This is a genomic window from Parabacteroides provencensis, from assembly GCF_900232875.1.
GTDB classification, from domain to species: Bacteria; Bacteroidota; Bacteroidia; order Bacteroidales; family Tannerellaceae; genus Parabacteroides; species Parabacteroides chinchillae.
Map to the genome: position 1 here is coordinate 636,366 of NZ_LT960489.1, position 25,428 is coordinate 661,793.

Consider the following 25,428-nt stretch of genomic DNA (forward strand, 5'->3'; position numbering starts at 1 on the left):
TATTCACTTCTCATACATTACATATATGTTAGAATCAGCGTTAAAAGAACAATTAAAAGGTATTTTTGCCAATCTGGATGCAAATTATACCTTCGACATACAGGTAGCTCCCGGACATGAGAGCCGCCAAGAGTTATTGGAACTACTGAACGACGTAGCCGACTGCTCCGATAAGATAAAGGTAGAGGTTAAAGACAGCGAAGGACTTAAATTCACACTACTGAAGAACGGACAAAAAACCGGAATCAACTTCCGTGCAGTTCCTAACGGACACGAATTTACATCTTTGCTACTTGCCGTACTGAATGCTGACGGAAAAGGAAAAAATTTCCCGGACGAAGCCGTATGCAACCGCGTGAAAGCATTAAACGGCCCTATAAATATCACGACCTATGTCTCGTTGACCTGCACTAATTGTCCGGATGTCGTACAAGCATTAAATGCCATGACAACCCTGAACAACCAAATAACCAATACGACAGTAGACGGAGCCATCAACCAGGAAGAAGTAGAGTCGCTGAAGATACAGGCAGTTCCTTCGGTATATGCCGACGGTAAACTTATCCATGTAGGCCGGGGAGAGTTTGGCGAACTATTAAGCAAGCTGGAAGAAAAATACGGTGTTAACGAAAATGCCGTGGAGAAAACAGTCAAGACATACGATGTTATCGTACTGGGTGGCGGCCCTGCAGGTTCGTCCGCTGCAATCTATTCGGCCCGTAAAGGTTTGCAAGTAGCTGTTGTAGCCGAAAAAATAGGCGGGCAGGTAAAAGAAACTGTAGGAATAGAGAACCTGATCTCTATACCGGAAACTACCGGAAGCGAACTGGCCGATAATTTGAAAACGCACATGAACCGTTATCCTATCGACTTGCTGGAACACCGTAAGGTTGAAAAAGTTGAAGTCGCAGGGAAGGACAAAATAATCACCACCTCTACCGGCGAGACTTTTGTTGCTCCGGCCTTAATCATCGCAACCGGCGCAAGCTGGCGGAAACTGAACATACAAGGCGAAGCAGAACACATAGGAAGAGGCGTTGCTTTCTGTCCGCATTGCGACGGGCCGTTCTATAAAGGCAAACATGTGGCCGTTGTAGGTGGTGGAAATTCAGGCATTGAAGCGGCTATCGACCTGGCTGGTATCTGTTCAAAAGTAACCGTACTTGAGTTTATGGATGAATTGAAAGCCGATCAGGTTCTGCAGGAAAAGGCGAAAAGCCTGCCCAACGTAGAAATATTCACCAGCTCGCAAACAACAGAAGTAATTGGTAACGGAGAAAAAGTGACCGGCATTCGCGTAAAAGACCGTAAGACGGAAGAAGAACGTATTATTAATCTGGATGGAATTTTCGTACAGATCGGATTGGCAGCCAACAGCGGAATTTTCCGCGAACTGGTAGAGACAAACCGTCCCGGCGAAATTGTAATAGACACACATTGCCGTACAAACGTACCGGGTATCTACGCAGCAGGCGACGTCTCGACCGTACCTTTCAAACAGATCATCATCTCGATGGGCGAAGGAGCAAAAGCAGCCCTTTCAGCCTTTGAAGACCGGATGCGCGGAGTAATCTGAACTACCTACAAATAGGTAATTTTTAAACCCTGTTTCCATTTCTCCGGTTATATTAATATATTTGTGCCGGAGAGATGGATAAATACAGAAAATATCTGAAAATATTACTACCCTCGTTATTTATTGCCTACCTGGGTTGTTTGATAGCGTTGACTCACGTTCATATTATCAACGGAGTAACGATTGTCCATTCGCATCCTTATCAGAAAACAGACGATGGTCGTCCCGACCATTCCCACAACTACGCAGAATTTCAATTACTCCACCAGCTATCTACCTTACAGATAACAGGTGCTTTGTTTGCAGCTATCTTATTAGCTGCCCTTTACTCCCATATCCGGACATTGTCACATTCTCCGGTATATCCGGATTATCTGATCCCTTTCAATGGGAAATGTTCGCTACGTGCCCCTCCTCTATCCTGATTTATACGTATTACTATTTCTTATTTTTATGCCTTCCGGATGATTCTTTTATCACGGACAAGTTCTGTTTTATTAATTATCAACACGGAATAGAAGGCATACATTCCACATTTACATTACTATAAATCAGCATTAAAAGATATGAACAAGACTATTACAATCATAGTATGCCTTTTCTGTGTCTTATCGGCAGTATGGGCAACGGGCGAAGAACGCCTGAACGAATCGGATGCAAACGTATTCGGACACGTATTGGATAAACAAAGCGGAGAACACCTGCCCTTTATCAACGTTATAATAAAGGGTACGACAATAGGCACCACAACGGATAACTCCGGCCATTACTTCCTGAAGAACTTACCGGAAGGCAAATTCACCATAGAGTATAAAACACTGGGATATAAACCGGTGACACGGGAAGTAACCTTAAAAAAGGGAAAGACCCTGGAAATAAACGTAGAACTGGAAGAAGACCAGATTGCCCTTGAAGGAGTCGTTGTATCTGCAAACCGGAGCGAAACGACAAGACGGCTGGCGCCCTCGCTGGTTAACGTGATCGACTCAAAAGTATTCGCCACGACCAATTCCGTAAACCTGGCACAAGGGCTCAACTTCCAACCCGGCGTACGTGTAGAAAACAATTGCCAGAACTGCGGATTCCAGCAAGTTCGTATCAACGGACTGGACGGGCCTTACACACAAATACTGATAGACTCGCGCCCCATTTTCAGTGCCCTTTCGGGAGTTTACGGACTGGAACAGATTCCGGCCAATATGATCGAACGGGTAGAAGTAATGCGCGGAGGCGGATCAGCCCTGTTCGGCTCTTCAGCCATTGCGGGAACAATCAACATTATTACAAAAGAGCCTTTAAGAAATTCAGGTGAGTTGGCACATACGTTCACTTCCATTGGAGGCAGTTCGTCGTTCGACAATAATACCACCCTGAACGCTTCGCTGGTAACCGAAAACGGCAAAGCCGGCATATATATCTTCGGACAGAACCGGCACCGCAACGGATTTGATTATGACGGCGACGGATTTACAGAATTGCCTAAGCTAAAGAACCAGATGGTAGGTTTCCGTTCCTATATCAAAACGGGCACATACAGCAAACTGACCTTTGAGTATCATCACATGAACGAGTTCCGCAGGGGAGGCAATAACCTGGATCGCCCGCCCCACGAAGCGGATATTGCCGAACAACTGGAGCACTCGATAGATGGAGGCGGATTAAAGTTTGACCTTTTCTCAAAAGACTACAAACACAAACTAAGCGTTTTCACCTCGGCACAGAATACAGACCGCAACAGCTATTACGGTACGAACAAAGACCCGGATGCATACGGCAAAACCACCGATCTAACCTGGATAGCCGGAACGCAATACAATTACAGTTTCGACAAACTCCTGTTTATGCCTTCCGACCTGACAGCCGGGCTGGAATACAGTTTTGATCATCTGAAAGACGAAATGCTGGGATACAATCGCTATACCAACCAGAAAGTGCATATCGAAAGTGCCTTCCTGCAAAACGAGTGGAAAAACAAGCAGTGGAGTTTCCTTATCGGCGGAAGGCTGGATAAACATAATATGATAGACCATGCCGTATTCAGCCCGCGGGCCAACATACGTTTCAACCCGACAGAAGACATAAACATCCGCCTTAGCTATGCAAGCGGCTTCCGTGCCCCGCAGGCATTCGACGAAGACATGCATATATCAGCCGTAGGCGGCGAAGTGGCTTTGATACAACGTGCAAAGGATTTAACGGAAGAAAAGTCGCAAAGCCTGAGCAGCTCGGTAGACTTTTACCACCGTTTTAAAAACGGAATACAGGTAAACTTCCTGGTAGAGGGTTTCTACACCAACCTGAGTGACGTATTCGTATTGGAAGACATAGGCAAAGACGAACAGGGCAACCTGATAAAAGAACGCAGAAACGGTTCCGGCGCAAAAGTCATGGGGCTTACGCTGGAAGGAAAATCCGTATTAACCTCGTGGCTATCCATCCAGGCCGGGGTAACACTGCAACGAAGCCGTTACAAAGAACCGGAAAAATGGAGTAACGATGAAAGCGTACCGGCGGTAGAAAGAATGTTTCGTACGCCAAACACATACGGCTACTTCACATCTTCCGTCACTCCGTTCAAGCGCTTCACCGCCTCACTCTCCGGAACCTATACCGGAAGCATGCTGGTACAGCATCTGGCAGGATATATCCTGATGGATAAAGCGGTGGAAACCCCGGATTTCTTCGATATGAATGTTAAGCTGGCCTACGAATTTCCTATTTACAAAGAGATGAAGCTGGAATTTAATGCCGGCGTTCAAAACATCTTCAATGCCTATCAATCGGATTTCGACCAGGGTAAAAACCGCGATTCGGCCTACATATATGGGCCCGGAAGCCCAAGGGGTTATTTTGCGGGGGCAAAGATCAGTTTCTAATAGCGGAAAAAGATAAAAATCCCTATCTTTGCCCCCGCAACATTTCATAAACAAGATGAAATACATTCCTTGTATAAGACATATATCTGTGGAACATGTATGTTCCACAGTCCTTCTTCATGAAGAAGGTAATTTTGCAAAAAAAACGTAACCTTTCCTCCTCCTTTTTCCCGGTAAAACTCAATCAAAACATAGCAGGCTGCCCTTGCAGCCTGCCGAAAACGTGTGTCCGTACCGCACGGAAAACCTCCGTATACCTACAAAAGTATTACCGACGCACCGGCGAAGCCTCCGTACCCCTACAAAACCATTACAGACGCGCCGGCAGCCATTCTGTACCCCTACAAAACCGTTGCCGGAGCTCCGGTGATACCTCCGTAGGCCTACGGAGGCTCTACAGAACGGATTTCTCAATTTTCAACCTAATATTAACTCTCTAAATTCAAAGTTATGGAACAAACAAAAGCGATCAAAACCCGCTACCTCGCGGCCGGTTTCCTGATAATCCTGGCAATGCTGCCTGCATTGACCGCCTGCAACGACGACGACGGACTAGAAAAAGACAAAACCGCAGGACATACCCTGACACTTACGCTCAAAACCGACGTAGAAGCCATACCGGAGACGAGAGCGCTAATTCGCGAAGCAGCCCCGGGAAGCGAAGCCGCGCAAGCAGGCTTCAGCTACGAACTGGTATCGAGTGATACAGACAGTTGTTCTGCGGATATGCCTTCCACCAAAGCGCCAACAACGTTGAAGAACGTCTACGCCCTCCTTTTTAAGAGCGACGGAACGTTCAACGGCAGAGCCAACATCGGAACCATGACGGCAAACACAAACAAAGTAGTAACCTTTACAAACGTAGCTGATCCGGCAGCAACAAGTTGCCGGCTAGTGGTTGTAGCAAACGATAATGCGGCAACAAACAACTACGCCAGCACGGGAGGCACAGGAAGCTTTGCAAACTTCACAGGAAACTATGCAAACTTTCAAGCGCTGGTGATGACGAACAATATAGCCGCAGACGCAGACGTACCCTACGCCGGAACGGCAACGGTGAATCTATTTGCCGGTGGAGTAAACGCAACAACATCCGTACAGCTCTACCGCACGCTGGCGAAAGTGACCCTAAGCAATACTTTCAGCATAACGGGAGGCCCGGCGCGCAAATCCATTACTTTATGCAACGCCGGAACACCCTACTTTGCAACGCGGGGCAACGACAACTACAACGGGACAGGAAATACGCAAACCGCATCCTTTGTTGCAACGACACCAGGAAGCAATGCCAATAGCAATGTCTGGTATGTAGGAGAAAACATCCGCCCGGCAGGAAGCAATATCTCCTCACAGGCAGACAGAAACAGCAGCAAAGCCCCGGCCAATGCAAGCTACATCAGGATTACATCGGCTGCAAAATCAATAGTGAACACAGCCCCTGCCATTGGAGAAGAATATATAAAGAACGGAACGGAAACATTCAACTATGACATTTATTTAGGGAAAAGCAGCAACCTGACAGACTTCTCACTACGCCGCCATACCAACTACACCATAACATCCACGGTAAGCGGAACGCTGGCCGCACAAAAATATCTGGCAGCAAACGATGGGAGGGTGACAATGGATGTATCCAAACAAGCCGTTGGATTATGCATCGGCCTGTTTGGAGGGGCTAGCGGCTACACGACAGGCACAGGTGCTGCAAATACTATAACCGGGAGCTACACAAAGATGTTGCTGCTCTCAGCTTATTCAACCGATAAAAGCGGAATAAAATGGTCGGACGATGAAACCACCCGATACCAAACAGAAAGCCGGAAATACTGGGACCACACCTATACATCAGCCAACATAGAGAAAGGATCCGGATACGCTTACGACTATTGCAACAGCCTGAATGTAAACGGAGAGACAGGATGGTATCTGCCAACCCAAGCGCAGCTGATGGCTATATGGGCTATGAAGCAAGGGATAGATGGCAGCGGGAAGTTTAAAGAATATACAACGGACTTTTACCACTGGGCATCCACGGAGGGACATTCGCAAAGCAGCTATATGACAAACCTCACTACCGGCGAAACGGCCTACTTCAGCGACGGCAAGGCGGGTCGTTTCTATGTGCGTTGCGTAAAGGATGCCGGACAGCCATTAACGGTAGCACCCATGGCTACCACCATTAACGGCTATCCGGTGATAGACCTGTCGGCACTGAATCCGCTGGGCTGTTTGCTACCCCTTTCGGAAGCAAACAGCCGGCGCGAAGCCATGCATGCATGCACTCCTAGCAATACGGAACTCCTCTCTGTTGGATATGATGTCTCCAGTCATACCGGTACATGGAATGCAAAGATGTCCACCCGCTATCAGGTGATGAGGAACAACCTGACTAATAGTAGCGGAGGAACTGCTATGACTTGGGCAGATGCATGGAATGCCTGCAAAGCCTACTCGGGAGAAGGAGGAGCAGCCGGACAATGGCGCCTGCCTACACAACGGGAATTACAGATGATTTGGGTGCTACACCCGCAACTGATAGGCAAAGGAGGCTTCACTGCCCTCAGTAGCAGCACCTACACCTGGACAGCCACTGAGGGCAGTGATAGCAAAGCCGGTAACGCCTGGCCTGTATATTTCTACAATGGCTCCACGAACCGCACCATCCCCAAGACGAGTAACTGCCTCGTTCGCTGCGTGCGGGATATCTGATTGGCAGATAGAATATGGCTTTAGCCCAACCCCAGAAAGAAATTTGGCTAAAGCCAACAGAGAATGTACATCCCTTAATCCGTCCACTAAAGTAGACGGCAACTGAACTTAGGCTAAAGCCTATAAAGAGAACATCCTTTAGGCCGTCCGCTAAAGCGGACGGTAACTAAACTTAGGCAATAGCCGTTTCCTTTCGGAGCAGGGTATCAAGCATGAAATATCAGCTGCCAATCTCCCACATCCTGCCATTGGCCGAACTTAAAGCCTACTTCTTTATAATGGCTCACCTTCCGGAAACCAAATGCTTCGTGTATCTTCACGCTCGATTCGTTCGGTAAAGTGATACATGCCATAACAGTATGGATTTCGTCCGGATCGACATTGTCCAGCACATGACGAAGCAATGCTTTTCCTATTCCCTGCCGTCTGTAGTCCTTATCTATATAAACAGATAACTCGGCACTCTTGCTATAGGCCTTACGGGCTTTCCACTGGTTCAGATAACAATATCCGACAACTTTCCCGTCAGCCTCATACACAAAATAAGGATATCTCTTCGTGACGATGCCTTCAATACGTTTCTCCATTTCCGCAACATCTACAGGCTCTGTCTCAAAAGTAATGGCCGTATTCAGGATATAATAATTATATATCCTGCTGATCTGTGGTGCATCAATGGCACAAACTTTCCGTATCATACTATCTTATCGGGTATATTTACAAAAAAGGATTGTATTCAAAAGGAACTACTTTGTTACGTTTTAACGATGCTTTGACATCGATAAGCCGCTGGTTGGCACTGCCCCGAAACAGCAGGTTCTCGTCACGCAAGGCCTGCTGGTATTTTCCGTCTACCAGAACGTCGATGTAATTCAACATCGCTGCCTGCCGGGGATTGTTCAATATATTCTCAAACTTATATCCGGTATAACACCAGATATTCTTACCGCTCCGGGTCTTTATGGCACGTGCCAGTTCGGTGAATCCTTCGGGCTGAAACATCGGGTCGCCGCCGCTAAACGTAACATTGGCAAAATCATCGGACATAACTTTGTCCAGCAACTCATCCGTAGACATGGCACGCCCTCTGTTTATGTCCCACGATTCAGGATTATGGCAACCCGGGCAGGCATTCGGACAGCCGGCGGCATATATTGCCGTACGAAACCCCGGACCGTCTACAGTAGTGTCTTCTATAACGTCAATGATGGACAACATATCAATTATGTATTACTCTATCGTTTAACTCGGCCAGCTTTGCACTATTCCAACGGTCGGTTGTACCAACCAGGTAACCGGTAATGCGTTGCAGTTTATCAAGATGTTTACTGCCGCACTTCGGGCATGCTTCCAGATCGGGAGCAGCATCTTCGTAACCACATTCCAGACAACGGTTGCGGTTGTGGTTTACCGAACCATATCCGATATTATATTTATCCATCATATCTACCACCTGCATGATTACTTCGGGGTTGTGGGTTGCATCGCCATCCATTTCAACGTAGAAGATATGACCTCCGCGCGTCAGATCGTGATAAGGAGCTTCGATTTCGGCCTTATGGCGGGCACTGCATTTATAATATACTGGGATATGATTTGAATTAGTATAATAGTCGCGGTCCGTGATGCCCGGCAACAGGCCGAATTGCTTCCGGTCTTTACGAGTAAAACGGCCGGACAAACCTTCTGCCGGAGGAGCCAGCACACTATAATTATGTTGATACTGTTCGGAGAAATCGTTCACCCGGTCGCGCATATACGTTACGATTTTCAGTCCTAATTCCTGTGAAGCCTCATCTTCACCATGATGTTTGCCGGTCAATGCCACCAGGCATTCTGCCAGGCCGATAAAACCGATACCCAGTGTTCCCTGGTTGATCACGGAAGCAATCGTATCATGCGGCCCGAGCTTTTCGCTACCCAACCAAAGGGATGACATAAGCAACGGGAACTGTTTTGCATAAGCCGTCTTCTGAAACTCCATACGTTCGTGCAACTGGCGGGCTGTTACTTCCAGCATATTGTCGAGTCTGGCAAAGAAACAGGCAATCCGTTCCTCCTTGTTTTCAATAGGCATACATTCTATTGCCAGACGGACGATGTTTATAGTAGAGAATGAAATATTGCCACGCCCGATCGAAGTCTTCGGCCCGAAGCGGTTTTCAAACACGCGCGTGCGGCATCCCATCGTTGCCACTTCGTGCACATAGCGCTGCGGATCATCTTCCCTCCATTCTTCACTCCGGTTAAAGGTCGCATCCAGATTCAGAAAGTTCGGAAAGAAACGGCGTGCCGTTACCTTGCAAGCCAATTGGAAAAGGTCATAATTACGGTCTTCCGGCAAATAGCTGACTCCACGTTTCTTTTTCCATATCTGAATCGGGAAGATGGCCGTCTCTCCATTCCCTACTCCGCGGTATGTGCTTCTAAGTATTTCACGGATGATACAACGTCCTTCGGCTGAAGTATCCGTACCATAATTAATGGAACTGAATACTACCTGGTTTCCACCGCGGGAGTGGATGGTGTTCATATTATGGATAAAAGCCTCCATGGATTGGTGCACACGGCTGACCGTTTTATTTATGGCATGCTGCACTATCCGCTCTTCTCCTTCCAGGCCGTCTAAAGAACGATTGATATAATCATCCAGACTCTTTTTATATAAATGAGAATAGTCTTCCCCGTTTAAATCTTCCAGGTTCTTTATTTCTTCAATAAAACTATTACGTACATAGGGAGCCAGATAGAAGTCGAAGGCAGGAATAGCTTGCCCCCCGTGCATTTCATTCTGGGCAGTTTCCAAGGAAATGCAACCTAAGATACTGGCAGTCTCGATACGTTTTGCCGGACGGGATTCGCCGTGCCCGGCAGAAAAGCCATACTTTAAAATACGGTCTAACGGATGCTGTACGCAGGTTAAACTCTTTGTAGGATAATAGTCTTTATCATGAATATGAAGATAGTTATTTGCAACAGCATCTTTAACATCTTCGCTCAATAAATAGTCATCAACAAAGGGTTTGGTTGTTTCACTGGAAAATTTCATCATCATGCCGGCAGGAGTATCGGCATTCATATTGGCATTTTCGCGGGTTATGTCGTTGGATTTAATATTAATAATTTCCAGAAACATATCTCTCGTTTTAGCCTTTCGGGCTACACTGCGTTGATTACGGTACGCAATATATTTCTGCGCCACATCTTTACGGCTACTATTCATCAGTTCCAACTCAACAGCATCCTGAATAGCCTCCACTGTCATTTGCGAATTCCCTTTAAAAGAGATATGGTCTGTAATCTGCCGTATCAATTGCATATCTTCCCCCATATCGGTATGCAACATGGCTTTTCGTATGGCTGTGGCTATCTTCTCTTCATTAAAGCCAACAATACGTCCGTCTCTTTTGACAACTGTCTGAATCATGTCGAATAGTATTTATCTTATTGTATTATTTCCCAACAAAGGTATACACATATAACACATGTTATCCAAAAAGGAAAACTTTTGACGAGTTAAAATAAATTAATCATCAAACAAACAGTATATTACAAAATATTTCGGAAAACTTCTTACACAATCCAACAAAAACTGTTGACAAATTAGAAAAACAATCCTATCACAAAAGAGCTAATATTGTATCATGAAGACTTCCGTTGCTCGCTACTACCTGCTCTCCGGAAAACCAGTTATTTCCATTATTAAAGTCCGTTACTTTTCCTCCCGCCCTTTGAACAATAAGGCCTCCGGCTGCCACATCCCATGATCCCAGATATGCTTCGATACGTGCATCAAACCGGCCGGCTGCTACATAACACAATTCGGCTGCGGCAGAACCCAACAAACGCGTTCCTCCGGCAAAACCATACAAATTCTTAATCAGACGATAAGCCACCGGACGGTAAGCATCCGAATTATAAGGAAATCCTAAAGCAATAAAAGCATCCGTTAAGGCCGAAACCTTCGAAACATGTATTTCTTTACCGTTTAAATATGCCGCACTATCGGCTGTAGCGTAAAAACATTCATCCCGGTGTACTTCATACACAACACCCAACAAAACGCCAGTTTTATCGCATAGTGCAATACTAACACAATAGGGAGCCATATCATGAATATAATTAGATGTCCCATCCAAAGGATCAATTACCCAATAATAGCCGCTATCATTCATACTGCCTGTTCCTTCTTCGGCAAGAAAACCGGCTTCGGGTAATAATGCAGATAATTTATCGACAAGCATCCGCTCCGACTGCTTGTCTACGTATGAGACGTAATTATGTGCACTTTTTTCTTCCACCTTATCAAAATCAAAGGTTTCGCGTTCTTTTTTAAGAAAAGAGCCCATCTCACGTGCTATAACCTGCACTTTCTGACAAAGAGATTCCATATCTGCCATAATTCTACGATTTATTTATGTCAAAAGTACATTCTTTATTTGTACTTTTGTTAATAAATCATCAAACAAAACTCATTGTTTAAACGTTATGAATATAACAATATACCCGGAATTATAAATGAGGAGATGGATTAAACGGATAGGAGTTATATGTCTGATACCCGTAGCACTGGTTCTGCTACTTTCAATACTATTATACATACCTCCTTTTCAGGATTTTGCAATAAAACAGGCAACGAAATACGCCAGCAATGCCACCGGCATGCGGATTGGGATAGAAAAGATACGCCTTTCATTCCCCCTCAACCTTACGGTACATGGTGTAGAGGTTATTGCTGTGCCTAACGATACGCTTCTTACACTAAAAAGCCTGATGGTCAGTATCCATCCGTTGCCTTTATTGAAAAAAGAAGTACTTGTAGAAGCTATCGACCTACGAGGCGTAACAGCCAATACAGGAACATTTATTCCGGGAGTAGAAATAAAAGGTGCGCTAGGCAAACTTTACGTACGTGCCGACCGGATAAATCTATCCGATGAAAAAGCCCGCTTAAACGCAATTAAGCTATCTGATACATCTATAACCGTCTTATTAAATGACTCTACATCAGAAAAAGATTCTGCTTCCGCTCCGGTAAACTGGATATTTAATATTGACAAAGTAGAATTGAGTAAAGTGACTTTCGGTCTGCAGGTGATGAGCGATTCGCTGCGTCTGGCAACATATATAGACAATGCAAATCTGACAGACGGCATTGTTGATTTAGGCACTACGCGATATAGTGCCAAACGCTTCGGCATATCCGGCTCACGCTTGAACTACGATAATGGCTACGATACTCCATCCGAAGGACTGGATCCTTCACACATTGAGCTAGTAAACATGAATCTGGCAGTCGATTCCATACTCTATCAAGATAAAAACATGAACGCTCTTTTCAAAGAGTTGACAATGGAAGAACGTTCAGGGATTGCCATTACGGAATTAGCCGGCAAAATCCAAAGTGACAGCGTGGCTATACATGTGCCCGAGCTAGCATTGAAAACAGCCTATTCTGAAATAAAACTGCAAGCATACATACCGTGGAGTACTCTTAGCAATACGCCCGAAGGAAAGATGAAAGTAGATTTCTCGACCCGCCTTGGAAAAGAGGATTTATTGATTGCCGCAGGACAATTACCGGACGACTTCAAGAAGACTTTCCCAAACAAACCTTTAACTCTGACAGCCAGAGCAGAAGGCAATCTTGCCTCGTTACATCTCCGCGACTTATTCGGAGAACTGCAAGGAGCCTTCAGCATACAGGCAGCCGGAGATATGGAATCTGTTACAGACAACATACGGCGTTCCGGACAAATCAAGTTATTAGCCCAAACCGGTAATCTGGATTTTATTCTCGACCTTTTGCCAAAAGCGCAACGCGAACAATTTAATATACCAAAAGATATCAAATTAAATGGTATTGCCACTCTGGGAAACGGAGAATACCGCACCCGTATGCTACTAACCGAAGGAGCAGGCAAGGTAGACTTAAATGCCAGTTATCATCCAACCCGGCAAACATACGCAGCAGATCTGAATGTAGACAGCTTAGAACCCATTCATTTTATGCCCAAAGATTCTTTACTCTGGCTGACAGCTTCTATCCAGGCTGAAGGAAAAGGGACAGACCCGTTTTTGTCGTCTACCTGGAGTAAGTTGAATGGCAAAATCACGGATATAAAATACGGAACATCCTCTATATCAGATGTCACATTAAAAGGAGATTTAGAAAAGAATCTGCTGAAGTTTGACCTGATCAGCAAATATCCGCTAGCCCAAATGGACGTTTCGCTAAATGCTTCACTCCATAAAAATGAGGTGAAGGCTATGCTGATAGCCGACGTAGGAAATCTGGACTTATACGGCCTTCATCTTATACAAAAGCCGCTCGCAACCTCCTTCCAACTTTTTGTAGAAGGAAAAAGCGACCTGGACGAAAATAACAATCTGGATGTTTCATTAGGAAACTGGGAGCTTATTAACCCTGACGGGAAATACAGGCCCAAAATGCTGACCTTAAAAGCACGTAGCGATAAAGACACGACACAAGTTTCATTCCACGCAGGAGATTTAGGGATTATCTTAACCGGAGATGCCTGTATACACACAATAAAAGATAAACTGATAAAAGTGTCCGACGATCTTTCTATCCAGTTAAAACGAGATTCCTCAATAAACTTGGCATTACTACGCCCATTGCTTCCCGAAATGCACCTCGAAATTAAAGCAGGGCAAGATAATCCGATATATAATTACCTGCAAGCTTATTATATGCAATTCAAATCGCTTGCCATAAATGCCTATACCTCTCCAGAGAGCGGATTCCGGATGGACGCCGGCTTATATGGGTTAATGCGCGACACAACCCTGATAGATACCGTAAAGGCCACTATCCGCCAGGATTCGTTAGAACTTATTTATCATGCTGAAGTAATAAAGAATAAATACCGTAAACAAGAACCTTTCTCGGCTGGCATAGAAGGAAAAGTAAGGTACAAATATGCCGATGCACAACTGTTTTATAAAGACGGGAAAGGTAATTTAGGTTTGTTACTAGGACTCGAAGCACATAAAATACCGCAAGGATTAAGACTCCACATGTTCCCGGAAGACCCGATTATCGCTTTCCGGCCTTTCAAGCTGAATAAAGATAATTTTATAGAAATAAAAAGTAAAAAAGATATAAGTGCTAATCTTCGTTTATCGGGGGATGACAATGCTGCTCTCTGGATTCACTCAAAAGCAGAGAATCAAGGAATGGAAGAAGTTCATGCGGAGTTAAACCAGATAAACCTGGACGTAATATCAAGTGGATTCAGTACTTATCTTCCACCGATGAAAGGTATCTTAAATGCCGATTTTCAATACGCACCTTCGGATAGTGCCTTTATGGTAATTGCCGACGTCAATGTAGATGATTTATACTATGAGAACGACCGGGTAGGAGAAATCATGTTTAATGCCGTTTATATGCCAATGGCAGGTGGAAACCATCAGGTGGATATGCACTTCTTCCGGGACCGGGAAGAAGTTACCTCTGCGACAGCATTCTACCGGGTAGGAAAGCCGGATGCTGTAGAAGGAAACATTGACATTATGCACCTTCCGCTCGAGATGGTTAATCCGTTCATTCCTGATGATATGGCCAAACTTAGAGGTGCTTTAAACGGTAATATGAAGATAACAGGTTCAAGTGAAAAGCCAGTTATCGGAGGTTATCTGCAGTTGGACACAGCTTCCGTATTTGTAGGAACAGTAGGAAGTTCTTACCGTTTTGACGAAGAGAAAATTGAAGTAAAAAACAACCTGATTACATTCAATAAATATAATATATATGCCGCCGGGAAGAACCCGTTCATAATTGACGGAACCATCGACTTCCATCAAATAGACCACATGATGGCCGATTTGAAACTACACGCCGACAACATGCAATTACTGAACGTAAAACGCAATGACCAGAGTATGGTGTACGGGAAATTGTTTGTCAATCTGAATTCTACGGTCAAAGGTCCTTTAAATGCTTTAATGATGCGGGGAGACATACAATTATTAGGTAATACAAACGTGACTTATGTATTGCAGGATTCTCCGTTAACTGCACAAGACCGTATGTCGGACATGGTTACATTTGTATCCTTTGCCGATACGATCCGCAGCCGCATGCCAAAGAAACCTCCATTGCCGCTGGGAGGAATGGATATGCTAATGACAGTACGTATCGATCCGGCGGTACGGCTGAATGTAGATCTCACCCCCGATCAATCCAACCATGTATATCTGGAAGGAGGCGGTGACTTATCATTCCAATATACCTCGCAAGGGGATATGGTATTAAATGGCCGGTATACTCTTTCGGGCGGTACGGTAAAATATTCACTTCCCATAATCCCGCTAAAAGAGTTCAATATACAGTCGGGTAGTTACGTCCAATGGACGGGAAATATCATGAATCCGACATTGAACCTTACTGCTACCGAACGTATTCGTACCTCGGTAAACCTTGACGGGCAGTCGCCACGTATTGTGAATTTTGATGTTGGTATCATGCTCACACAGCAATTAGAAAACCTGGGTATGCAATTCGTAATCTCGGCTCCTGAAGACATGGCCGTACAAGAACAACTCACCCGCATGGGACCAGAAGAACAACAGAAACAAGCCGTTAGCATGATAATCACAGGTATGTACATGGCCAGCAACGGAAGCGGGAAAACAAACATGAATATGGGCTCTGCATTGAACAGCTTCCTGCAAAGCGAGATTAATAACATTGCAGGAAGTGCTTTGAAGTCTATAGATATAACGTTCGGCATGGAGAGTTATGACGAAAACGGAGACGAAGGAGGTGGCAAACGCACGGATTATTCATTCAGTTTTGCCAAACGTTTCTATAACGACCGCATACGCGTTGTACTGGGAGGACGCATTTCCACAGGAGGCGATGTCAACAACGGACAAGCCCAACCGTTCATTGATAACATTTCCGTAGAATACCGGCTCGACACAAGCGGTTCACGGTACATAAAGCTATTCTATGACAAAAACTATGAAAGCCTTCTTGAAGGCGAAATAACAGAAACCGGTGCAGGTATCGTTCTACGAAAAAAGATGATGCACCTACGCGAATTATTCAACTTCAAGAAGAAAAAAGTAAAACCGGTTAGTGAAGAAATAAAAAATGCGAACGAATAACAAGTATAAACCGATAGCGAATAGAATTCTTTTCATTTTAATGATAACTTTTCTATTTACAGCCTGTTCCACGACGAAGAATCTTCCGGAGGGACAAGTGCTATATACCGGTATCAAGAAGATAGAGGTAACAGCAGAAGATAAAACCCGGGCAGGGCAAGATGCGCTGGAAGAAGTGGAAGGAGCCCTTGCCTACCCTCCAAACAATGCATTATTAGGCAGTTCGTCCATACGTGTACCGTTACCTTTCGGACTATGGATATACAATGCCTTTGTAAACAAAAAAGGAAAAGTAGGGAAATGGATATTCAAGAAACTGGCTGCAAAACCTGTATTCATAAGCACTGTTAACCCCGAAGTACGTACCAAGGTTGCACAGAATCTGTTGAATGAATACGGCTATTTCAACGGGGCAACGTCTTATGAATTAGAACCAAACCCCAAGAATCCCCGAAAAGCTAAAATACGATATAACATCGAGATGAACAATCCTTACACGATCGATAGCATTCGGTTTGCACGTATACGGCACCGGGCTTACTTGCTGATCCAGGAACATATCGGAAAAAGCCTGCTAAAAAACGGGAACAATTTTAATGTTGTACAATTACAGGCTGAACGTCAACGTATTTCTTCCATGCTACGCAATAATGGTTATTATTATTTCCGGCCGGACTTTATCAGCTATCAGGCAGACACGACAATAAATCCCGGCAAAGTGGCATTGCGCATTGTCCCGAAAGAAAACCTCCCGTCCACAGTGCTCCGTCCCTGGAAGTTAGGCGATATCTCTGTGTGGCTCAACGGATATAACAACGAAGCGCCTACAGATTCGATCATGTACAAAGACCTTAAAATCCATTATCAGGGAAAGCTGCGCGTACGCCCGTCCGTACTTTATAACCGTTTGTATTTTAAGACCGGTGATCTTTATTCGCAACAAGAACAGGAAAGGACTCATACAGCCCTTTCCCGCCTGGGCATTTTCAGATATGCGGAAATGCAATACTCACCCAAAGATACTACACGTAGACAAGATACCTTAAACCTCCGTATCAATACAGTCTACGATCTTCCTTTAGACGGAGAACTGGAGTTGAATATTACTGCTAAGAGCAATGACCAGATTGGACCGGGCGCTATTTTCAGTGTAACTAAAAAGAATGTATTCGGAGGAGGCGAAACGTTCGGCGTAAAACTGCGCGGATCATATGAATGGCAAACCGGAAACAGAATAGAAGGTTCTTCATCCACCATCAACAGTTATGAACTGGCATTAACAACAACACTCACTTTTCCACGTGTGTTATTTCCCACTTTCGGGAAACTCGACACCAAATATCCGTCCAGCACATCTTTCCGGCTATACATCGACCAGATGAACCGGGCACGTTTCTTTAAACTATTGGCTTTCGGGGGAGATGCCTCTTATGAGTTCCAACCTACAACAACAAGCCATCATACCATAACACCCTTCAAGCTTACATTTAATTTACTACAACACAAGACACATGAATTTGACAGCATAACAACAGCCAACCCAGCATTGTATAAGAGTTTACAAGATCAATTCATCCCATCCATGGGGTACACCTATACATACGACGATTCGCCTATTGCTACAAAAAGAAACCATCTATGGTGGCAGGCATCTGTTACCCAGGCCGGACTTATTCTGGACGGAATCTATGCCCTCGCCGGCAAAAAGTTTAACGAAAAAGACAAGAAACTGTTAGGGAATCCTTTTGCCCAATTTATCAAAGGAACGGCAGAGATACGTTACAACTACCTGTTAGGTAAAAAGCAGCATCTCGTAGGCCGCTTAATGGTAGGGGCTGCTTATAGCTACGGAAACGCAGTCACAACTCCTTACAACGAGCAGTTTTATATTGGAGGTGCTAACAGTATTCGTGCTTTCACGATCAGAAGCATAGGTCCCGGACGTTTTCGGCCCGACCCGGACAACAAGTATGCATATATCGATCAGACAGGTGATTTAAAATTTGAGGCCAACCTTGAATACCGTTTCCCTATATTGGGTGATTTACATGGTGCCACATTTCTGGACAGCGGTAATATCTGGTTAATCCGAAATGACCCGAACCGTCCGGGAGGTCAGTTAAAATGGGGTAGTTTCTTAAAAGATTTAGCTCTGGGAACAGGTGTAGGATTACGCTACGTATTACCTTTTATCGTTATTCGCCTGGATATGGGTATAGGCTTGCATGTTCCTTATGAAACAGACAGGAAAGGTTATTATAATATCCCGAAATTCAAAGACGGATTAGGATTACACCTGGCAATAGGTTATCCGTTTTAATAATAGCACAAAGTTATCTGAACAATGCTAATAGTATATATCAGGACGAAAATAAGGTAGGCATCTGAAACAAATCCGATAAGCATCCGGGGCAAAAAGGATAGGCATGCTATTTGCCGCCGGTTGGCAGAAAACAGCATGCCCCTTCTAATCTACAATCTGGATGTAATATAATCAATAATTTGCAGACACAGAGAAGATGTTTGCTCATTGACGTCCAAATCCGGATTCAACTCTACCAAATCCAACGACTTCACCAGATTGGTGGACAACATCTGATCTACAAAACTTTTAAATTCATCGGGCATTAACCCTTCGCTAACGCGGGTGCCTGTTCCGGGAGCAAAGCGAGGATCTATGCTGTCTACATCAATACTAAAATGGATATTACGTATCTTACGTTCTTTCAATTTGCGTTTTATGTCTTCTGCAACGAAGCCGACCCCTTTTAAGCGGATAGTCTCCATTGTGTACACACTCAGCTGTTCTCGACGAATCAAGTCAGACTCTCCTTCGTCAAGACTCCGCGTACCAACCAAAAACACATTTTGAGGATTGACCTTATTTCCCGGCGAATAAATATTAACCAGTTCCTCGCTTCCCATACCCATCAAAGCACTTAAAGGCATGCCGTGTATATTACCGCTCGGAGAAGTTTCACTTGTATTAATATCGCCATGCGCATCCAACCATATAATACCGAAATCATCAAAACATTTACCCACCCCGGAAGCACTGCCCAGTCCTAAGGAATGGTCTCCGCCTATCACCAACGGAAAAGCACTCCCCCGTAAGGTATCATATACCAGCTCCGCCAGGTTATTATTAACCTCCACAATCGCATCCAGATATTTCAGACCCTTTCCGCGCGTAAACTTATCCGCCTCACTTACCGGCGGTACGTAAAGATTTCCCAAATCAAAAGCCCGGTGTCCGTTATTTCGTATTATTTGCATCAGGCCCCGTTCCCGCAAATGATTCGGAGCTCTCTCCACTCCCACTCTATCACAACCCAGATTTAAAGGGACGCCTATTACATTTATCTTCATATATTTAATTCTTAATTATGTAAACAAAGCAAATGTTTCGCGTATAATATCCACAGCTTCTGTCATCTGCTTTTTAGTAATAACAAGCGGCGGAGTAAAACGGATAATATGGTCATGTGTAGGTTTAGCAATCAATCCGTTTTCTTTCAATGCCAGGCATATATCCCATGCAACCTTTCCTCCATGAGGTTCGGTTACAACAGCATTAAGTAATCCTTTGCCCCGCACATTCTTTATCATAGGATTATTTATTTTCTTAATTTCCGAACGGAAAAGTTCTCCCATCGCGTACGCTTTCTCCGAAAGATGCTCATCTCTTACTACCTCCAAAGCTGCGACACCAACACTGGCGGCCAACGGATTCCCGCCGTATGTGGAACCATGTTCACCCGGAGCAATTGTCAGCATAATTTCGTCATTCGACAAAACAGCAGATACAGGTGTTACGCCTCCGGACAGAGCTTTACCCAAGATCAGAATATCCGGATGAACATTTTCATAATCACAAGCCAGCAGTTTGCCTGTACGCCCAATGCCGGTCTGTATTTCATCTGCAATAAAAAGGACATTGCGGGCATGGCAAAGATCATAGCATGCACGTAAATAACCCTCATCAGGCACCACTACCCCAGCCTCTCCCTGGATAGGTTCAACCAAGAAACCAACAACATCCGGATCATCCAGTGCTTCTTTCAATGCTTCTACGTCATTATATTGTATTTTGATAAATCCGGGGGTATAAGGTCCAAAATCCAAATACGAACTCGGGTCCGTACTCATCGATACAATTGTGATCGTACGTCCATGGAAGTTCTCACTGCATACAACAATCTTAGCACATTCCGGGGCAACTCCTTTTACACGATACCCCCAACGGCGAGCCAGTTTAAGAGCAGTTTCCACAGCCTCTGCACCGGTATTCATCGGTAATAATTTGTCGTAGCCGAAATAGTTGCAGACAAACTCCATATACTCACCCAACACATCCGAGTAGAAAGCCCGGGAAACGAGTGTCAGTTTATCGGATTGCTCTTTCAGCGCTCTGATAATTTTAGGATGGCAATGCCCCTGACTCAGGGCGGAATAACCAGACAGGAAGTCAAAATAACGCTTACCTTCGACATCCCAAACAAATACGCCTTCTCCTTTTTGAAGCACTACAGGCAGCGGGTGATAATTATGTGCTCCGTACTTCCCTTCTCGGGTCATGTAATCTTCCGGTTTCATACTGTTATAGATTTAATTGTTTAGCATACTGTCAACAATACTGGCAGCCTTTGCTTCAAAGATAACAAATCCGCCAACAATATGTCAGCAAAGAATACATGTTAAGAAACACACCGGTCTTGTAAAACAACAACGGTTGTTATCTTTTGGGATAGCAACCGTTGTTGTTTTACAGTATTTATATACTCTATTATTTATTCTTTATTAGCCCAATGGTTTTTTAATGGGTTTGAATACATTTCCAGTATTTTGGTACGAAGGAATGCTTCGTCTTTATTAGGCAATACAATTTTGTCCAACTGTCCCTGCAAGTAGTTTTCAAAATGTTTCTTGTCCTTCAGGCCATAGTTCTCACTAAACCGCTTGGTTCCTGTAAGCATGTCGTAAGCCACATAGTTACAAGGATAGAAACGGTAATGCTTGTAAATTTCCTTATCAATGACAGAAGCAACGGCTGCGATCAATTCGTTCTTTTCCATTGCAGGATCCAGTTCGGATAAAGAATCATTAATAGGATTTCCAATGGTAAAATGCACACGCCCTTTATTGTTTAATATGCCTGTTTCCATGCTCAGAAGATCATCCCGCTGGCATTTCACAAAATCAGGGTCATCCCGCTTCTGTTGGAATTCTTTTGCTTTCAAATAATCACAGGGGTCATATTCATAAGAAATGGCAACCGGCACAACATTCAATTCCATCAGGTTACTCAGAATATCTTTCTTCCCGCTCATATTAAGCATTTTCAATACACTTCCCTGTGTACGGTCGTCCGAATCCTTAGCCCGGCCTTCACGCTGTGCAATCCAAACAGATTCTTTCGTATCGGTAATGGTGTGGCGGATGTAAGCCGAAAGGGTACCACTCACCTCAAGCATCTGGCGTACCGATACGCCACGCTTCACAATAAAGCTATTGTTCAGACGCACCAATGTCTTGATCCAGGGACGAATTAACAAGTTATCGCCTATGGCAACCTGTGTCATTCCATATCCGACGTCATACAACATCACATTAAGGAAAGAAGCGTCCAGTACAATATCTCTATGATTAGACATAAAAGTGCAAGCAGGTTTACCTTCTGGCAAACGACTACGGCCGGAAATTGAAAGGGAGAACGTTGTATGCTTGGCTACTATCATTACCGCATCACGGGAAAGAGTGGATTTAAACTCCTCTTTCGTTTTGCATGAACGCATGGCAGCAACAAACTGATCCCATGTCAAATCGGACTTTATATACTGATAAGCCCTTTCAAAATCTTTATTTGCAACCAGTTCTTCTATTGCGTCCTTCACCTCATCATTATTCAGCGGACGGATGTCGTCGAAATTAGGGGAAACTGTTTCTGTATCCATATCTTTATAATTGATAATTGGGAATTGACAATTGGGAATTGAATGGACTTCTCACCTATCAATTCTCAATCTTCAATTTTCAATTAATTAAATTCGTTTTCTATAATATCAGTCATAACATCTTTTATATCTAATCCGGCGGCACGTACTTGCTGAGGGATAAAGCTGGTAACCGTCATTCCCGGCGTAGTATTTACTTCCAGCAGTATCGGTTCTTCATCAGCCGGAATAATATAATCTACACGTATCAGTCCTTTGGCGCCCAATATATCATATATCCTAGATGTTTCACGTTGTATTTTCTCCGTTAACCCGAGAGAAATACGAGCCGGTGTAATTTCTTGCACTTGCCCGTTATACTTTGCATTATAATCAAAAAACTCATTTGATGTTACTACTTCAGTGACCGGAAAAACAACCTCTTTTCTCAAATCACCATAACCACCGACTTTATAACATCCGCAAGTGACTTCCGTCCCTGCAATAAAACTTTCCAACAGAACTTCATTTCCCTCTTTAAAAGCTTTCTCTATAGCAGGTTGCAATGCTGATGCCTCTTTTACCTTTGTGACACCAAAACTACTGCCGCCATCATTAGGCTTTACAAAAACAGGAAGTCCCAATTCGGCTATCGCTTCTTCATCCGAAACAGATTGTCCCTTAAACAAGCGAATAGAACCGGCAATCTTCACGCCAAAGTTATGCAAATAATTCTTACAAGCATACTTATTAAATGTTATTGCACTAACTAACATTCCACATGAAGAATAAGGCATTCCTATCATATCGAAATACCCTTGCAAACGTCCATCTTCCCCCGGTGTCCCATGAATCGTTATATAAGCGAAATCAAAATGTTTTACATTCCCATTTTCATGAAAACTAAAATCATTCTTGTCTATCGGCACATATTCTCCATCAGGAAGTTGTACTGTCCATTCCCCTTTTTTAACGATGGCAATATATAAATTATATTTGTCTTTGTCAATAAAAGAGTAAATTCCTTCCGCACTTTTTAATGAAACAACAATTTCGGAAGAATCTCCTCCGGCAATAATAGCAATGTTCCTTTTCATTTCTATAACTCTTTAGTATTTGCATATACACGCCATCTTTCTATCAATTGCTCCATATCGGAAGGTATTTCAGAATCAAAAAACATTTCCTCTCCGGTTGTAGGATGAATAAAACCCAGCGTCTTGGCATGTAATGCTTGCCGCGGGCAGATAGCGAAACAATTTTGCACAAACTGTTTATATTTAGTAAAAGTTGTTCCTTTCAATATTTCATGACCACCATAACGTTCATCATTAAACAAGGTATGTCCAATATATTTCATATGTACACGTATTTGATGCGTACGTCCGGTTTCAAGCCGGCATTCAACTAACGTGACATATCCCAAACGCTCCAATACTGTGTAATGAGTAACTGCATGTTTTCCCTGTTCTCCTTCGGGGAAAACAGCCATTTGCATACGGTCGCGTAAATCACGACCGATATTTCCTTCGATACGTCCTTCGTCATCCTGTACAATTCCCCACACCAAAGCATTGTACTTACGTTTAGTCGTTTTATTAAAGAACTGCATACTCAGATTCGCTTTCGCTTCAGGCTTTTTGGCAACTACCAATAGTCCTGATGTATCTTTATCTATACGGTGTACTAATCCTAAGCGAGGATCGGAAGGATCATAATAAGGATCATCTTTCAGATAATAGGCCAGTGCATTCACTAATGTACCTGTATAGTTACCATGCCCGGGATGCACAACCAAACCTGCCGGTTTATTTACAACCAGCAGATCATCATCTTCATAAACTATATTTAATGGAATATTTTCAGGTATAATTTCCAGTTCACGGCGAGGACGCGCCATTACAAGAGAAACTACATCCAGGGGTTTCACCCGGTAGTTGCTCTTTACCGGTTTTCCGTTTACCAGAATACAGCCGGCTTCAGCAGCCAATTGTATGCGATTGCGAGTAGCGCTAAACATGCGATCAACCAAAAATTTGTCCACACGCAATAAAGATTGCCCTTTATCTGCTACAAAACGGAAATGCTCATAAAGACCAGGGACTATTTCAGCCGGGGTTTCTTCACTGTCTTCAGGCAGCAACAGATCGTCCACCTGTTCGTCATCCATATCCTCCAAAAACTCGTCCATATTTTTACTTAAAACCAGTTTTCTTCTTCACTATTCAAATCTTCCACAGGGATTTCATCCAAACCTAACGAATCGGCTGGAATAACTTCCGCATCTCCGCTGCTAACTTCCAATAATAATTTTGCAGCCAGCGGAATTTGTTCTCCTTTATGCAGACTACGGTCATTCATCGATACACCCAACGCCAAATCTTTAAAGTCCCCTGGGACATATTTTATTTCTATATTATTGAATCCACGCGCTTTAAGTAAAGCATAAGCCTGACGGAAAGATAAATCTTCTATTTCGGGAACCATTCCCATTTGTGAAGACAAGGCATTGATTGTTACAAATACAATACGGCCTTCCTTTACTTTCGAACCAACAGAAGGGACTAATTCGACAATCGTTCCTGGAGCTACGTCTTTGGAAAACACCGAATCTATTACGCTATACCGCAAACCATTATTTTCAAGAAAAGAAACAGCCTCTTCCATTTTCAACCCTTTTACATCCGGCACTACCACAGCTTCATTATGACGGGTATAGCCATCCAGCCATACTAATACACCATAAATCACTACGCAAGTAATTACTACCATCAGCAGTAAATTTACGATAATCGGATTCTTTATTAGCTTAACCAAAAAGTTATTCATTTCAGTTTCGTATTTATAGGCGGGTCAAAAGTATGAAAAAAACCTCATATAGACATAATTCCGTCGGATACATTACTACAAAAACAAAGAAAGTAAAGGCTTTTTAGCAAAACCTCTACTTTCCTTATAAATCTTACGAACCGGATTTCTTATCCGTTGTATTCGTCTGAAACTGTTAATTTAGCTCTTCCTTTTGAACGACGGGAAGCTAATACTCTGCGGCCATTAGCAGTAGCCATTCTTGAACGGAAGCCATGCTTGTTCTTTCTTTTTCTGTTGGAAGGTTGGAATGTTCTTTTCATTTCTCTATATTATTATTTATTATTTCATACCAATTCGGGCTGCAAAGATATAGGCTTTTTTTTAA

At 43.8% G+C, this 25,428-nt stretch carries 17 protein-coding genes; 6 read left to right on the forward strand and 11 right to left on the reverse strand.

What is annotated here, in order from left to right; all coding sequences use genetic code 11:
- Window positions 1-25 precede the first annotated feature (25 nt).
- The 4 genes from ahpF to CTY47_RS09610 all read left to right on the forward strand — a co-directional run bounded on the left by ahpF (window position 26) and on the right by CTY47_RS09610 (window position 7,161).
- Complete coding sequence (gene ahpF / locus CTY47_RS09595; protein ID WP_099464537.1) at window positions 26-1,576, forward strand: alkyl hydroperoxide reductase subunit F; 1,551 nt, start codon at window positions 26-28, stop codon at window positions 1,574-1,576.
- Window positions 1,577-1,650: 74 nt separating this feature from the next.
- Window positions 1,651-2,001, forward strand: coding sequence for a hypothetical protein (locus CTY47_RS09600; RefSeq protein ID WP_099464538.1), 351 nt, complete (start codon window positions 1,651-1,653; stop codon window positions 1,999-2,001).
- A gap of 141 nt (window positions 2,002-2,142) precedes the next feature.
- Window positions 2,143-4,452: a TonB-dependent receptor gene (locus tag CTY47_RS09605; protein WP_099464539.1), complete on the forward strand. Its 2,310-nt coding sequence runs from the start codon at window positions 2,143-2,145 to the stop codon at window positions 4,450-4,452.
- Window positions 4,453-4,902: 450 nt separating this feature from the next.
- Window positions 4,903-7,161, forward strand: a complete 2,259-nt coding sequence (locus CTY47_RS09610; RefSeq protein ID WP_099464540.1) for an Lcl domain-containing protein — start codon at window positions 4,903-4,905, stop codon at window positions 7,159-7,161.
- A gap of 206 nt (window positions 7,162-7,367) precedes the next feature.
- Here the strand turns inward: CTY47_RS09610 and CTY47_RS09615 are convergent, their stop codons facing one another.
- The 4 genes from CTY47_RS09615 to CTY47_RS09630 all read right to left on the reverse strand — a co-directional run bounded on the left by CTY47_RS09615 (window position 7,368) and on the right by CTY47_RS09630 (window position 11,561).
- Window positions 7,368-7,859: a GNAT family N-acetyltransferase gene (locus tag CTY47_RS09615; RefSeq protein WP_099464541.1), complete on the reverse strand. Its 492-nt coding sequence runs from the start codon at window positions 7,857-7,859 to the stop codon at window positions 7,368-7,370.
- A gap of 19 nt (window positions 7,860-7,878) precedes the next feature.
- Entirely contained in the window at window positions 7,879-8,379 is a 501-nt protein-coding gene (gene nrdG, locus CTY47_RS09620; protein WP_099464542.1) for an anaerobic ribonucleoside-triphosphate reductase activating protein, read from the reverse strand.
- Window position 8,380: 1 nt separating this feature from the next.
- Window positions 8,381-10,588: an anaerobic ribonucleoside triphosphate reductase gene (locus CTY47_RS09625; RefSeq protein ID WP_099464543.1), complete on the reverse strand. Its 2,208-nt coding sequence runs from the start codon at window positions 10,586-10,588 to the stop codon at window positions 8,381-8,383.
- Window positions 10,589-10,781: 193 nt separating this feature from the next.
- Window positions 10,782-11,561, reverse strand: coding sequence for an inositol monophosphatase family protein (locus CTY47_RS09630; protein WP_099464544.1), 780 nt, complete (start codon window positions 11,559-11,561; stop codon window positions 10,782-10,784).
- Window positions 11,562-11,679: 118 nt separating this feature from the next.
- On the opposite strand from CTY47_RS09630, the gene CTY47_RS09635 reads away from it, so the two are divergent.
- Both CTY47_RS09635 and tamL read left to right on the forward strand, forming a co-directional pair.
- A complete protein-coding gene (locus CTY47_RS09635) occupies window positions 11,680-16,299 on the forward strand; it encodes a translocation/assembly module TamB domain-containing protein (protein ID WP_099464545.1) in 4,620 nt (1,539 codons plus the stop codon).
- A gap of 40 nt (window positions 16,300-16,339) precedes the next feature.
- Complete coding sequence (tamL, locus tag CTY47_RS09640) at window positions 16,340-18,619, forward strand: translocation and assembly module lipoprotein TamL (RefSeq protein WP_233202138.1); 2,280 nt, start codon at window positions 16,340-16,342, stop codon at window positions 18,617-18,619.
- 152 nt (window positions 18,620-18,771) lie between these two features.
- Here tamL and rocF read toward each other — a convergent pair whose 3' ends face one another.
- The 7 genes from rocF to rpmH form a co-directional block, all read right to left on the reverse strand.
- Entirely contained in the window at window positions 18,772-19,668 is an 897-nt protein-coding gene (gene rocF / locus CTY47_RS09645; RefSeq protein WP_099464547.1) for an arginase, read from the reverse strand.
- Between the two features lie 15 nt (window positions 19,669-19,683).
- Entirely contained in the window at window positions 19,684-20,895 is a 1,212-nt protein-coding gene (gene rocD, locus CTY47_RS09650) for an ornithine--oxo-acid transaminase (RefSeq protein ID WP_099464548.1), read from the reverse strand.
- A 194-nt stretch (window positions 20,896-21,089) separates the two neighbouring features.
- Window positions 21,090-22,253, reverse strand: a complete 1,164-nt coding sequence (locus CTY47_RS09655; protein ID WP_099464549.1) for a 1-acyl-sn-glycerol-3-phosphate acyltransferase — start codon at window positions 22,251-22,253, stop codon at window positions 21,090-21,092.
- 83 nt (window positions 22,254-22,336) lie between these two features.
- On the reverse strand, window positions 22,337-23,329 hold the full coding sequence (locus tag CTY47_RS09660) for a D-alanine--D-alanine ligase (RefSeq protein WP_099464550.1): 993 nt from the start codon (window positions 23,327-23,329) through the stop codon (window positions 22,337-22,339).
- 2 nt (window positions 23,330-23,331) lie between these two features.
- On the reverse strand, window positions 23,332-24,423 hold the full coding sequence (locus CTY47_RS09665) for an RluA family pseudouridine synthase (protein WP_099464551.1): 1,092 nt from the start codon (window positions 24,421-24,423) through the stop codon (window positions 23,332-23,334).
- 8 nt (window positions 24,424-24,431) lie between these two features.
- Window positions 24,432-25,061 carry a PASTA domain-containing protein gene (locus CTY47_RS09670; protein ID WP_099464552.1) on the reverse strand — a complete coding sequence of 210 codons (630 nt, stop codon included), beginning with the start codon at window positions 25,059-25,061 and terminating at the stop codon, window positions 24,432-24,434.
- Between the two features lie 149 nt (window positions 25,062-25,210).
- On the reverse strand, window positions 25,211-25,363 hold the full coding sequence (rpmH, locus tag CTY47_RS09675; RefSeq protein ID WP_099464553.1) for a 50S ribosomal protein L34: 153 nt from the start codon (window positions 25,361-25,363) through the stop codon (window positions 25,211-25,213).
- Between the last annotated feature and the right edge of the window lie 65 nt (window positions 25,364-25,428).

Bases quoted from the DNA above. Each gene is read 5' to 3' on its own strand.
- CTY47_RS09605 (WP_099464539.1), top strand. From the start codon at position 2,143: ATGAACAAGACTATTACAATCATAGTATGCCTTTTCTGTGTCTTATCG.
- rpmH (WP_099464553.1), bottom strand. From the start codon at position 25,363: ATGAAAAGAACATTCCAACCTTCCAACAGAAAAAGAAAGAACAAGCAT.
- nrdG (WP_099464542.1), bottom strand. From the start codon at position 8,379: ATGTTGTCCATCATTGACGTTATAGAAGACACTACTGTAGACGGTCCG.
- rocF (WP_099464547.1), bottom strand. From the start codon at position 19,668: ATGAAGATAAATGTAATAGGCGTCCCTTTAAATCTGGGTTGTGATAGA.
- CTY47_RS09615 (WP_099464541.1), bottom strand. From the start codon at position 7,859: ATGATACGGAAAGTTTGTGCCATTGATGCACCACAGATCAGCAGGATA.
- CTY47_RS09665 (WP_099464551.1), bottom strand. From the start codon at position 24,423: ATGGACGAGTTTTTGGAGGATATGGATGACGAACAGGTGGACGATCTG.
- CTY47_RS09660 (WP_099464550.1), bottom strand. From the start codon at position 23,329: ATGAAAAGGAACATTGCTATTATTGCCGGAGGAGATTCTTCCGAAATT.
- CTY47_RS09600 (WP_099464538.1), top strand. From the start codon at position 1,651: ATGGATAAATACAGAAAATATCTGAAAATATTACTACCCTCGTTATTT.
- ahpF (WP_099464537.1), top strand. From the start codon at position 26: ATGTTAGAATCAGCGTTAAAAGAACAATTAAAAGGTATTTTTGCCAAT.
- CTY47_RS09655 (WP_099464549.1), bottom strand. From the start codon at position 22,253: ATGGATACAGAAACAGTTTCCCCTAATTTCGACGACATCCGTCCGCTG.
- CTY47_RS09610 (WP_099464540.1), top strand. From the start codon at position 4,903: ATGGAACAAACAAAAGCGATCAAAACCCGCTACCTCGCGGCCGGTTTC.
- CTY47_RS09625 (WP_099464543.1), bottom strand. From the start codon at position 10,588: ATGATTCAGACAGTTGTCAAAAGAGACGGACGTATTGTTGGCTTTAAT.
- CTY47_RS09630 (WP_099464544.1), bottom strand. From the start codon at position 11,561: ATGGCAGATATGGAATCTCTTTGTCAGAAAGTGCAGGTTATAGCACGT.
- rocD (WP_099464548.1), bottom strand. From the start codon at position 20,895: ATGAAACCGGAAGATTACATGACCCGAGAAGGGAAGTACGGAGCACAT.
- tamL (WP_233202138.1), top strand. From the start codon at position 16,340: ATGATAACTTTTCTATTTACAGCCTGTTCCACGACGAAGAATCTTCCG.
- CTY47_RS09670 (WP_099464552.1), bottom strand. From the start codon at position 25,061: ATGAATAACTTTTTGGTTAAGCTAATAAAGAATCCGATTATCGTAAAT.
- CTY47_RS09635 (WP_099464545.1), top strand. From the start codon at position 11,680: ATGAGGAGATGGATTAAACGGATAGGAGTTATATGTCTGATACCCGTA.